General features: G+C 65.8%; 5 protein-coding genes. 2 read left to right on the top strand and 3 right to left on the bottom strand.

Annotation, left to right across the window (positions count from 1 at the left end; translation table 11 throughout):
* Nucleotides 1-48 precede the first annotated feature (48 nt).
* Nucleotides 49-1,074, top strand: a complete 1,026-nt coding sequence (locus YU9_RS0103640; RefSeq protein WP_027571534.1) for a histone deacetylase family protein — start codon at nt 49-51, stop codon at nt 1,072-1,074.
* A gap of 311 nt (nt 1,075-1,385) precedes the next feature.
* Here YU9_RS0103640 and YU9_RS0103635 read toward each other — a convergent pair whose 3' ends face one another.
* The 3 genes from YU9_RS0103635 to YU9_RS0103625 all read right to left on the bottom strand — a co-directional run bounded on the left by YU9_RS0103635 (nt 1,386) and on the right by YU9_RS0103625 (nt 9,117).
* Nucleotides 1,386-2,117: a 4'-phosphopantetheinyl transferase superfamily protein gene (locus YU9_RS0103635; protein WP_027571533.1), complete on the bottom strand. Its 732-nt coding sequence runs from the start codon at nt 2,115-2,117 to the stop codon at nt 1,386-1,388.
* Between the two features lie 246 nt (nt 2,118-2,363).
* Nucleotides 2,364-2,534 carry a hypothetical protein gene (locus tag YU9_RS48855; protein WP_198028201.1) on the bottom strand — a complete coding sequence of 57 codons (171 nt, stop codon included), beginning with the start codon at nt 2,532-2,534 and terminating at the stop codon, nt 2,364-2,366.
* A gap of 139 nt (nt 2,535-2,673) precedes the next feature.
* Entirely contained in the window at nt 2,674-9,117 is a 6,444-nt protein-coding gene (locus tag YU9_RS0103625; RefSeq protein ID WP_027571532.1) for a non-ribosomal peptide synthetase, read from the bottom strand.
* 136 nt (nt 9,118-9,253) lie between these two features.
* On the opposite strand from YU9_RS0103625, the gene YU9_RS0103620 reads away from it, so the two are divergent.
* A complete protein-coding gene (locus tag YU9_RS0103620; RefSeq protein ID WP_027571531.1) occupies nt 9,254-12,718 on the top strand; it encodes an AAA family ATPase in 3,465 nt (1,154 codons plus the stop codon).

The following is a 12,718-nucleotide window of genomic DNA, read 5'->3' as shown; positions in this document are numbered from 1 at the left end:
CAAGACTTTCGTGGCACGTCAAGAGAACCTGCGACCACGGAGTGTTGAGTGAAAGCCGTCCATACTGAGCTGCACCGCAGCCATGATCCGCAATTCTTCCTGGTTCGCGGTGTCGTCAAGCGCACCACCGAGCAGCCCGAGCGCGCCGACCGCCTGCTCAAGGGATTGAAGGATGGTAAGCATCAACTGGTCGAGCCGGCCAAGTTCGGCCAGGGGCCGCGCGCACGCATTCACAGTCCGGAATACCTGACATTCCTGAGCGAAGCCTGGGACGCCTGGACCACGCTCGGCGATTCCGGCCCGGAGATGATCGGCAACATCCACCCGGTGCGCCATGCCGCGACCTATCCGACCCATATCGTCGGCAAGCTCGGCTGGCACACCGCCGATACCGCAGCGCCGATTGGTCCTGGCACCTGGGCTGCGGCCTGCGCCGCGACCGACGTTGCAGTGACCGCCGCGCAGATGGTGATGGACGGCGAGGATGCCACTTATGCGCTCTGCCGTCCGCCCGGCCATCACGCCTATCGCGACATGGCCGGCGGCTTCTGCTTCCTCAACAACAGCGCGATCGCAGCCGCGCATCTGCGGCAGAAGCACGAGCGCGTCGTGATCCTCGACGTCGACGTCCACCACGGCAACGGCACGCAGGGCATCTTCTACGCACAGCCCGACGTCTACACGATCTCGATCCATGCCGATCCGACCGCCTATTATCCGTTCGTGTGGGGCTATGCGCATGAGCGCGGCGAAGGGCCGGGCCTCGGCACCAATCTCAACATTCCGCTTCCCATCGGCACCGGCGATGACGGCTACATGCAGGCGCTGGATCTCGCGCGCAAGGCGATCGAATCCTTCGCGCCCGGAGCCCTCGTCATCGCGCTCGGCCTCGATGCCTCCGAGCACGATCCGCTGAAGGGATTGGCCGTCACCACGCCCGGCTTCCGCCGCATCGGCCAGGCCATCGCGAAGATGGGCCTGCCGACCGTGTTCGTGCAGGAAGGCGGCTATCTCTCGGACATCCTCGGCGGCAACCTGACCTCTGTGCTGGCGGGCTTCGAAGAAGCGCGGTGAGATCTCTTCGCCTCTCCCCGCTTGTGGCAGGGCTATCGCAGTTGAGAGCCTTCCCCGCGGCCATCCTTAGACGCCCGCTTGAGGCGGGCTCCTCAGGATGAGGACGGAGTGCTTGGCTGCAGTCTCAAGGAGCACAGTGCTGCTTAGCCTCATCCTGAGGAGACCGCTGGAAGCGGTCGTCTCGAAGGACGAGGCGTGCGCGCGGCTGCAGCCAAGAGCGATATGCGATCGGCCTGCCGCAATCGGGGGAGAGGGAGAAAGACTCAAAAACATCCCACTCGGCGCAAGCGCCTTGCGGACACGAGCCGGCGTCATTCAGCCGCTTCCTGGAGCGGCCAGGCATGGCGGCTGATGGGAAGGCCGCCGTCCGCACCCGAGCCATCGGCAATCGCGAGGCGATGCGAGGGCGATGGCGAGCACAGCGAGAAGCGCCAGCCGTCCGGATCGTCGGCAATGCCGGGCTTGAAGCTGATCTCGATCGCCTCGCGTGACACCTGCATCGCGAAGGCGTCGAGCGGCAAATTGAGCCCGAAGCCCCTGGCCTTCAGATAGGCCTCCTTGAGCGTCCAATAGTCGAAGAAGCGCTCGATCGCCGCGGGCTCCGGCAGTCCGCGCAGCGTTTCGACCTCCTCCGGCGCAAAGAAACGATGCGCGGTGGACAGCGGGGCGACACGCCGTGACACGGTTTCGACGTCGACCCCGACGGCCTCATGCCGCGACACCACGCAGGCGACGCAGCCGTCGGCATGCGACAGGCTGAAATGCAGCGCGGCCGAGATGACGGGCGCTGCGACGAACGGTCGCCCATAGCGGCCCGCGCCAAACGACCAGTCGGAGGGCGCGACGTTGGAGGCGACCTGCGACAGCGCCAGGCGCAACATGGCATGTGCGAAGATGTACTGCCGCCGATGCCGCTCGAACATGAAGCGATCGGCCCGGGCCCGTTCGTCGACCGAGAGCAGGCGTCGGCATGCCTCGACCGCGCCCGGCGCGTCGATGGTCTCGATCAGCCCGACAAAGAGTTCAATTCTGTCGTCTGCCATCAATTGGGCCCATGGCGTCAGGCGAGGCCAAATCCCCGGTCCCGACGGAAGAATCAGCTGAACAGGAATCAACCAAGAGGACCTTTGCTAACGGTCCACCCGGGCGAATTCTTGTCGATTTGCAGGCCGGTTTACAGGCTCAAGCTTGTGCGAGACCCCAACTCGACGAGCGAGCGGCCCAATTCCGAAAACTGAAGCTCGAAAGTTGAAGGCTGGAAATTCGTGCGGCGTCCCGGCCGACGAATTTTACTTCTTTTTCTTCTTGGCCTTCTTCGACGCACCCAGCATCGAAAGGCTGGCGTCGACGTCCTTCAGCGCGGACTGGAGCTTCTTCTTCTCTTCGGTCAGCAACTTCTGCAGGGCCTTGCGGTCCTTGTCGCTCAGCGAGGTGCCCTTGGTAAATTTGATGAAACCCATAACACTCCCCCGGTTGAAAATAATCGTCCAAATCAAAACGCGGGAATAATCTTGCGCGGTGACGCCAAATAATCAAGATGCAACTTGATCATTCACAGCTTTGGCGCGTGAATCCGTACTCGTCCGGATGTAACCCGCTTCAGGCCGCCCTGCGCGCGAGTAACCGGCCGAGCGGTGCATTGGGTTGGGCGACGGCCGCCGTCAGCAGCGCGACGAGGTCCTCCATCCACTCGCCGACCATCCGGTCCTCGAGCAATTCGCGCTTGTAATTGCACGAGCCGGTGATGCCGGTCGGGCGCTCCTTGAGCATCAGCGACAGCCAGGTCTGGTCGATCGGCAGCACCGGCTGGCCCTCGCGCGCGATGTTGCCGATCGATCCTGTCGCGATATCCGGGAGCTCGAGCGGCTGGCGCAGCGGATTCTGCAGCGTGAAATAGACCTGGAGCAGCGAGGCCGGATCGATCCCCTCCTGCTCCAGATGATCGGCCAGGATGTTGAACGGCAGCTCTTGCCGCGCATGCGCATCGAGCACGCTCTGGCGTATCAGCGCCAAGGCCTGCGCGAACGACAGATCCGGCGTGATCCTCGTGCGGACGATCACCGTGTTCTCGAACGGGCCGATGATTCGGTCGGTGTCCGGGTGGGCACGATTGGCCATGGCGGTCGCGATCGCGATGTCGGTTCGGCCCGTCCGGGCCAGCAGCATGGCCTTCAGACCGGTGAGCAGGCACATGAACAGCGTGCAATTGTGCTGACCGGCGAACGCCGTCAGCCGGCTGATCAGCTCGCGCTCGAGGCTGATCGGATGGTGCCCGGTGGACGCGCCCGGGCTTGATTCGCCGTCGAAGACGGGGCCCGCTCCGCGCAGATTCTCGGTCCAGTCGGCAGCCTGGCGGCGCGCGGCGTCGGTGCCGCACCACCAGCGCTGCCAGCGTGCGACATCCGAAAAGGCCGGCGGCGGGCTCAGTAGCGGCACCGACGGATATCCAGCCAGCGCCGCATAGCGGCTCGACAATTCCTCGAACAGCACGCCGATCGACCAGCCGTCGACAATGGCGTGATGCAGCGTCAGCAGCAGGACATGATCATCGTCATGGAGCCGCAACAGCCGGGCGCGCAACAGCGGCGCGCGCGTGATGTCGATCGCGGTGTAGGTCTCCCGCTGGATCAGGAGATTGATCTTCCTGAGTTCGAGCGCCTTGCGCCGCTTGTTGTTATGGGGATGACCGTCGCCGATCGTCTCGACCGTCATGATTCGGCCGAGGGTGCGCGGCGCGACGATGCGGCGTTTGGGCTCATCGCCGTTCCAGCCGAACGCGGTGCGTAGCGATTCGTGCCGGCGAACGACATCATCGATCGCCCTTGCCAAGGCGGCCGAATCGAGCGGGCCCTGCAGGCGGAAGGCGAACGGCAGGTTGAACAGCGGCAGCTCCGGCAGCTTCCGCTCGATCCGCAGCATCTGGTCCTGCGCGATGGAAAGCGCAGGAGGTCCGCCTGCAGCCAATCGCGGCATGCTTGCGGCAGTCTTGTGCGGCTTCGCCGCCACGGCCTCGTCGACCCGGCGCGCGAGCGCTTCGATCGTCGGTGCCTCGAAGATGGTCTTGATCGGCAACGACACGCCGAGCGCGCGGGCAACGCGCGCCATCGCCTGGCCAGCCAGCAGCGAATGGCCGCCGAGATCGAAGAAATTGTCGGTGACACCGATGCTCTCGACCTTCAGCAGGTCGATCCAGATGTCGGAGAGCACCTTTTCGGTGAAGCGCCGCGCCGGCACGGCCGCATCCGGCCCGGGCGTTTCCGGCTGAGTTGGCGCCAGCAGCGCGGATCGGTCGATCTTGCCATGGGCGTTGAGCGGCACCTGATCCAGGAACAGGAAGGCGGACGGGATGGCGTGGGCCGGCAGCCTGGCTTTCAGGAACTCGCGCAGCTCGCTGGCGCTGCTCCGGCTGCCGGGCTTGGCGACGATATGGGCGATCAGCCTGATATCGCCGCTCGCCTCGCGGCGCGGCTCGACGATGCCGGCGCGCACGTTTGGATGCTCGGCCAGCGCGTTCTCGATCTCCTTGAGCTCGATCCGATAGCCGCGGACCTTGACCTGCTGGTCGGCGCGGCCGAGGCATTCGATGGTCCCGTCAGCGCGGCGCCGGGCAAGATCGCCAGTCCGGTAGAGGCGGCTGCCTGCCTGGCGCGAGAACGGATCGGGCAGGAAGCGCTGCCGGCTTTGCGCGGGGTCGTTGACGTAGCCGCGGCCGATTCCGGCGCCGCCGATGCAGAGCTCGCCGGCCACGCCGATCGGTTGCGGCTGGAGGTTTGCGTCGAGCACGTAGAGCTGGGTGTTCGGCAGCGGCGCGCCGACCGGAACGTTGCCCGCCGCAATCGCCGGCGCCTTGGTCAGGCGATGCAGGGAGACGTCGTCGGAGCATTCCGATGCGCCATAGGCATTGATCAGCGGCACTTTCGGACAGCGGGCGAACCAAGCGCGGCAGAGATCGACGGGCAACGGCTCTCCGGTCGAGATCAGCAGCCGCAATTTGGAGAAGGCGCTAAGCATCGGCGCCTCGTCCATACGATCGAGAATGACGCGCAGCAGCGAAGGCACGATCTCGAGCACCGTGATGCCCTCGCGCTCGATCTCCCGCGCCAGCAGGATCGGGTCCTGCACGATCGCGTTGCCACAGACATGGACGCGCGCGCCGACCATCGGCCCGGCGAGGAATTGCCAGACCGAGATGACAAAGCTCTGCGGCGCGGTTTGCGCGATCACATCCCTGGCTGAGAGCCCGAGCTCGGAGATGAGCGAGGCCAGATGGTTCGACAGGCCGCGCTGCTCGATCATGACGCCCTTCGGCGTGCCGGAGGAGCCGGACGTATAGACGAGATAAGCGAGGCTCGAGGCGGCGCGCCGCAGCGCGCGGGCCGACTCGTTCGCCCCCGGCGCGATCGCGTCTTCGAGCCTGGCCACCTGGATGCGCTCGACCAGCGGCTCGAGCAGGGCCTCGGCCATGGCGGACTGGGCCCGCCCGGTCAGCAGCAGGCGGGCGCAGCTCGATCCGAGGATGGTCGTGAGCCTTGCCGGCGGCTGGTCGGGATCGAGATTGAGGAAGGCCGCGCCGACGCGCTGCACCGCAATCATCGCAGCCAGCAGGTCGGGCCCGCGCTCCGCGAGCAAGGCGACGACGCTCTCAGCGCCGACACCCTCGCTTGCCAGCCAGCGTGCGGCCGCCTGGCTGCGGCGCGCCAGCTCGCGATAGCTCAGGGACGCGCGGCCGTCCGACACCGCAACGACGTCCGGTGTCTTCTTCGCCTGGCGGTCGAAGCGTTCGCTCAAATTGCCGCGTGTGGTGAAATTGGCCGGCACGCCCCGGCCTTTTGCCAGCAGCCGTTGGCGTTCGGCCTCGGTCAGGAGCGGCAGGCGCGAGATCCGCTGCTCCGGATCGGCGATGACGGCCTTGAGCAGCGTCTTGAACTGGCCGGCCATGTCTTCGATCGTCGCCGCGTCGAACAGGTCGGTGGCGTATTCGAAGAAGCCGGTGAAACGGCCATCGGCCTCGACCAGTTCGAGCGTGATGTCGAAGCGCGCCACCTTGGGATCGACTTCCAGCCGCCGCGTCGACAGGCCCGGGAAGCGTGCCGCCTCGATCGAGGCGTTCTGGAGGATGAACATGATCCGGATCAGCGGATTACCGTCGCTGCGGCGCGCGATCTGGAGCGCGCGCAACACCTCCTCGATCGGGAGGTCCTGGTTGCGATAGGCATCGAGCGTGACCTGCCGCACCCGCCGCAACATCTCGCCGAAGCTCGGATCGCCGCTGAAATCGTTGCGCAGGATCAGAGTGTTGGCGAACAGCCCGATCAGGCGCTCGCTCTCGATCTGATTGCGGTTGGCGATCAGCGAGCCGGTGGCGACATCCTCATGCGAGGTATGGCGGAACAACAGGCACTGGAAGGCGGCGAGCAGCGTCATGAAGGGCGTGACGCCCTGGTTCTGGCTCAGCGCGCGCAGTTGGCCCGAGAGCGTTTTGGAGAATTCGAGATAATGGCGCGCGCCGTGACCGCTCCAGACCTCCAGCCGTGGCCTGTCGGTCCGTAGCGGCAGCGTGGTGACGCCGTCGAGCTGGGCTCTCCAATAGTCGAGCTGGTCCTTCGCCGCCGGCGTCTGCGCCCAGCTCTGCTGCCAGAGCGCAAAGTCGCGATACTGGAAGGCAGGCGCAGGCAGTGTGGCCGGGTGCTTCTTGCGCGCCGCGGCGTATTGGATGGCGAGCTCTTCCCAGAACAGCCGTTGCGACCAGCCGTCGGTGACGAGGTGATGGACGTTGATCACCAGCGCATGGCTGTTCTTGTCGAACGACAGCAGCGAGACCTTCAGCGGCGGCTCGCGGGCCAGATCGAACGGATGTTGCGCGAGCTTGAGCGCCTCGCGCCTGACAACCGCGGGCCGCTTCTCCGCAGGGCAGGGCTTGAGCTTGATGCGCTCGAAGCGCGGCGGCGATGACAGCACAAGCTGTGCCGGCTCGCCCTGGGGTTCGATGAAGATCGAGCGTAGCGCCTCATGGCGCGTGCAGATCGCAGTGAGGCTCGCAGACAGCGCGGCAGCGTCGACCGCGCCATCGAGGAGCGCGACTTCGACGACATTGTAATTGTAGCGGGTCGGGTCGAGCCGCGAGAGCACGTACATCCGCTGCTGCTGGAACGACAGCGGTGCGTCCGTGCCCGCAGCGCGGCGCCAGGCCGGCAGCGCCGTCGCGCGCCGGCTTGCGGCGGTCTCAATCCGGGCCGCAAGCGCTGTGACCGTGGAACAATCGAAGATGTCCTCGAACGAGAAGTCGACATTGAAGCGTTCGCGCAGGCGCGAGCGCATCTGAGTCACCGCGAGCGAGTCCGCACCGAGCGCGAAGACATCCTGGTCGACGCCGACCTGCGGCAGCTCCAGGAGGCCGGCCCAGATCTCGGCGAGCTGCGTCTCCAGCGCGTTGCGCGGCAGTCGCGTCTCGCCGGCATCCGCCGTCTCCGCGATCAACCCGGCTAGCGCGTTACGCTTGACCTTGCCGCTGGCGCCTTTCGGCAGCGCCGCCACGCTGCGGATCAGGCTCGGTATCTTGTAGGCTGCAAGTCGCTTTCGCGCGAACTGGCGCAACTGGTCGGAGGTCGCCTCGGAATTCGGCCGCAACACTACGACGGCGGCGACGTTCTCGCCGAGCTTTTCGTGCGGAACGGCGAACACGCCGGCCTCGAGCACGGCGGGATGGCTGAGCAGGACCTCTTCCACCTCCAGTGGCGAGATCTTCTGCCCGCCGCGGTTGATGACGTCCTTGATACGTCCGACGATGAAGAGATAGCCGTCGGCATCGAGATAGCCGAGGTCGCCGGTCCGGAACCAGCCGTTGCGGAATGCGGCCTGCGTCGCCGCATCGTCGTTATAGTAGCCGCGGCTCATGTTCGGCCCGCGCAGCATGATCTCGCCATGCGTGCCGCTTGCGAGCGTGCGGCCCGTCTCGTCCATGATCGCGATCTCCGGGCCGGCGGCGCGGCCGACCGATCTGACTTTGCGCAGCTCGAATGGATTGGCCGCGATCTGCGAGGCCGCCTCCGTCATCCCGTAGGTCTCGAGCACGGGAACGCCGAACGTCGCCTCCAGCCCTTCGAGGATCGCCGGCGCGAGCGAGGCCGAGGCCGAGCGGATCACGCGCAGCGACGACGGTCGGGCGCGGTCCGGGTTCGCTTCCGCTGCGGTCAGCAGGGCGCGATGAATGGTCGGCACCGCGGTGTACCAGGTCGGTTGCAGCTCCCGCATCCAGCCAAAGAAGGAGGATGCGTCGAAACCGTCGGTGCAGATCACGCTGGAGCCCGCTGCCAGCGCGGTGAGAAGACCGGAGATCAAGCCATGGGCATGAAACAGCGGGAGGACGTTGAGCAGGCGATCGTGCGAATTGAGCGACAGCACATGGCCGGCATTGTAAGCGGACAGGCAGACATTGCGATGGGTCAGCGGCACCATCTTCGGCCGCGCCGCCGTGCCCGACGTCAACAGGATGAACGCATTGTCGTCGCCGTGCGTGCCGTCGCTGGCATTCGCCGGCCCGATCGTCGGCGCGATGAACGCGCAGCCACCGAGATCGTTGGCCGGTCCCGGCACGAAATCGATCGCCGCGATATCGAGTGCCCTGGCGACGTCGCGGCTCGCCGAGTTCATGTCGGCGCGGGTCACGAGCGCCGTCAACGTCAGTTCGCTGAAATAGCGTTGCAGCTCGTCCGCGGTCAGATCGGGATTGACGGGGACGCAGGCGCAGGTTGAGGCGACCGCGATCAATGCCAGCGCATTGTCGGCGCCGCGCGGCAGGGCAACCGCGATGCGGTCTGCGGGGCCGATGCCGAGTTCACGCAAGGTACGGGCCAGTTGCCGGATCGATCCGTCCAGCGCGCCATAGTTGAGGACCGGCCTGCCAGGGGCGAGGAGTGCGGGCGCCGCCGGTGTCGTGCGGGCGTAAAATTCGAGAAGGCCGCCGATATGCGCGAATATCCTGGTTTCGGCCGTCGTGCCGGCTGATCCCGCTTCCGCTCCGGATGCAATGTCCGACAACGCCATTCCCTTTTGATCTGATTGAGCTATTCTTCCAAGAAGTTAAGGAACGCGTCCAGTCCGAGGTGAAGTTTGGGCCCCAAAATCTGTGGTTGAGGAGCCCTAAAGCCCTTCGACGGAGTGATGGTCGGGCAGAATCACCATGCTGGATAATGAGTCGGGCACGGGATCGGAAGGCGGGCTGAAGCGCTGGCTCGATGGTATCGGCCTCGGGCACTACACCGATCTTTTCGCGCAGCACCGTCTCGATCTCGATGTCATGGGGGACCTGACCGAATCCGACCTGGTCGAGCTTGGATTGCCGCTCGGCGATCGCAAGCGGCTGCAGAGGGCGATGGCGGCGCTGTTTCAAGCGGAAACGGCGGAGGCGCCAACCGCGGCGGTGCGTCCGCAAACACGGGCGGAGGTCGGTGCCGAACGGCGCCAGCTCACCACCATGTTCTGCGACATGGTGGATTCCACCTCGCTTTCCGCGCAGTTCGATCCGGAAGACGTCCGCGACATGATCGCGGGGTTTCGCGAAACCTGCGTCCGCGTGGTCAAGCAGTACGAGGGCTTTGCCGCCCGTTTCGTCGGCGACGGTATCCTGGTCTATTTCGGCTATCCGACCGCACATGAGGACGATGCTGAGCGAGCGGTGCGCGCCGGGCTCGAGATCGTGCGGGTGCTGTCGACGGCGCGCGCGGTCGAGCCGCGGGGCGCGCTCAGCCATTCACCCGCCGTCCGCATCGGGATCGCGACCGGCCTCGTCGTCGTCGGCGACCTCGTCGGGCAAGGCACCGAAGAACGCGACTCCGCGGTCGGAGAAACCGTCAATCTCGCGGCGCGTCTGCAAGCCCTGGCGCCGCCCAACGGCGTGGTGATCTCCGCTTCGACGCAGTCGCTGCTGAAGGGGAAGTTCGACTACCGCAATCTCGGCGTCCATGACTTGAAGGGGATCTCCGAGAAAGCACAGGCCTGGCACGTGGTGCGGGCCTCGCGGGTGGAGACCCGCTTCGCTGCCGCCATGGGCACGCGGCTGACGCCGCTCGTCAACCGCGAGGAGGAGATCGCGCTGTTGATGGGACGCTGGCAGCAGGCCAAGGACGGCGACGGCCAGGTCGTGGTCAAGTTCGGCGAGCCCGGCATCGGCAAGTCGCGCATCATCCAGGAAATCTTCGAGCGGATATCGGGCGACCGCCATGGACAAGTCTCGCTCCAGTGCTCGCCTTACTACACCTCCACAGCGTTCCATCCGTTCGTCGAGCAGCTCAAATTCTCCCTCGGCCTCGATCGCGAGGATTCGTCCGCCCTGTCGCTGGCGAGCCTCGAGACCGCGATCGCCGCCGCGCATGGCGATATCGAGCAGGTCACGCCGCTGTTTGCCGCGCTGCTGTCGATACCGACCGGAGACCGCTATCCACCGCTCGAACTGTCGCCGCAGCAGCAGAAGGATGCGACCGTCGCGGCGCTGGTGAACCATTTCCTCGGCCTTGCGCGCGAGATGCCGCTGGTGATCGCGTTCGAGGATTTGCACTGGATCGACCCGACGTCCCGCGAGGTGATCGATCTCCTGGTCGACCGGGTGCAGAACCGGCCGATCCTGGTCATCATGACCGCGCGCTCGGAATTCCAGCCGAGCTGGAATGCGCATTCGCACATCACCACCCTGGTCCTGAACCGCCTGAGCCGGCAGCTCCGCACGACGCTGGTCGAGCGTGTGGCGGGACGCGAGCTGCCCAAGGAGGTCGTCGAGGAGATCATCGTCAAGACCGATGGCGTGCCGCTGTTCCTGGAAGAACTGACCAAGACGGTCCTCGAATCCAACCTCCTGACCGAGCGGCACGGGCGCTATGTGCTGTCGGGACCCTGGCGGCAGCTCGCAATCCCGGCAACCCTGACCGATTCGCTGATGGCGCGGCTCGACCGGATGGGGCCGTTCAAGCGGATCGCGCAGATCGGCGCCACGATCGGCCGCGAGTTCTCCTACGAGACACTGCACGCCGTCGCCAATACGCCGGCCGCGCAGATCGAGGCGGCACTCAATCATCTGGAGGAGGCGGGGCTGATCATGCGCCGCGGCCATCCTCCGGACGCGCTCTACTCCTTCAAGCACGTGATGATCCAGAACGCCGCCCATGCGAGCCTGTTGCACAGCGAGCGGCGCAAGCTGCATTCCCGCATCGTCCAGGTGCTCGCCGAGATGTATCCGGAGAAGACCGAGCGCGAACCGGAGCTGCTCGCCCATCACCTGACCGAATCCGGCCAGAGCGAGGGCGCCGCCAGCTTTTGGCTCAAGGCCGGCAAGCAGGCGGCCAAGAGTGGCGCCAATCTGGAGGCGATCGGCCATCTGCGACGCGGCCTCAGCGTCGTGCAGGCCAATGCCCGCATGCAGGGCGCGGACGAGATGGAGCTCGAGTTGCGCATCGCGCTGGGCAATGCGCTGATCGCCGCCAAGGGCTATGCCGTGCAGGAGGTCGAGCAGAACTACATTCGCGCGCTGGAACTCGGCCATCAGCTCGATGACGACGAAAAGGTCTTCGCTGCGACTCGCGGGCTCTGGGTATGCCATTTCATCCGCGCCGATCTCACGCGTGCGCACGATCTCAGCGTCGAGCTGCTGAAGTTCGCCAAGCGCGAGCGGCTGAACGAGCGGACGCAGCCGGCGCAGCAGACCGGCTATCTGATCGAGGCGCACCGCGCGATTGCGATGACCATGCTGTATCGCGGCCGGTTCGGCGCCGCCCAGCATCATTTGCATCGCTGCATCAACCTCTACAGCCCCGATCTGCACTCCGACCTGATGGAGCGCCACGGCATCGACCCCGGCGTCGTCTCGCTGTCCTATCTCGGCTACCTGCTGTGGTTCCTCGGTCGGCCCGACGCGGCGCGCCAGCACAGCGAGCAGGCGATCGCGAATGCGGAGAAGATCCGTCACCCCTTCACCCTCGCGTTCGCGCTCGTGTTCGGGGCATATCTCTGTCAGCATTTGCGCGACGTCGAGGGCACGCGCGATCATGCCAACCGCGCCATGATCATCGCCACCGAGCACAATTTCCTGCATTGGAAGCAGCAGGCGGCGATCCTGCGCGGCTGGGCGCTGGCCCAGCTCGGCGAAGCCGACGAAGGTCTCAGCCAGATGCGCTTCGGCCTCGACGAGTACGAGGCGATGGATTCCTGGCTCGCCGGCTGCTGGTTCCGCTGCCTGCTCGCGGAAACCTACGCCAAGCTCGGGATGCGCGACGCCGCCTTGCGCGCGCTCGACGGTGCGCTTGCGACGGCAAGGCGGACCGGCGATCACTCTTATCTCGCCGAGGTCTATCGCCTGCAAGGCGAGATCACGCTGTCGGATGGCGACCCGGCCTCGGTACAGGAAGCCGAGGACCTGTTCGGCCTGTCGCTGGAGATCGCACGCAAGCAGGGTGCGCTGTCCTGGGAGCTTCGCACCGCCGTCAGCCTCGCGCGCCTGTCGCATGAAGGCGGCAAGCGCGAGCACGCAAGTCTCCTGCTCATGCCGATCGTGAACAAATTCAGCGAGGGTTTTTACACCCCGGACCTGAAACAGGCGATGCAGCTCGTCAACGAGCTCGGTACGAACGCGTCCGTTCGCGAGCAGGCCGATCTGTGA

Origin of the sequence: Bradyrhizobium sp. WSM1743, from assembly GCF_000473065.1 — a bacterium.
Classification (GTDB): domain Bacteria; phylum Pseudomonadota; class Alphaproteobacteria; order Rhizobiales; family Xanthobacteraceae; genus Bradyrhizobium.
The sequence above is the reverse complement of the archived record's forward strand: the minus strand, read 5'-3'. Positions and strand labels throughout refer to the sequence as shown.

Bases quoted from the DNA above. Each gene is read 5' to 3' on its own strand.
- YU9_RS0103635 (WP_027571533.1), bottom strand. From the start codon at position 2,117: ATGGCAGACGACAGAATTGAACTCTTTGTCGGGCTGATCGAGACCATC.
- YU9_RS48855 (WP_198028201.1), bottom strand. From the start codon at position 2,534: ATGGGTTTCATCAAATTTACCAAGGGCACCTCGCTGAGCGACAAGGAC.
- YU9_RS0103625 (WP_027571532.1), bottom strand. From the start codon at position 9,117: ATGGCGTTGTCGGACATTGCATCCGGAGCGGAAGCGGGATCAGCCGGC.
- YU9_RS0103620 (WP_027571531.1), top strand. From the start codon at position 9,254: ATGCTGGATAATGAGTCGGGCACGGGATCGGAAGGCGGGCTGAAGCGC.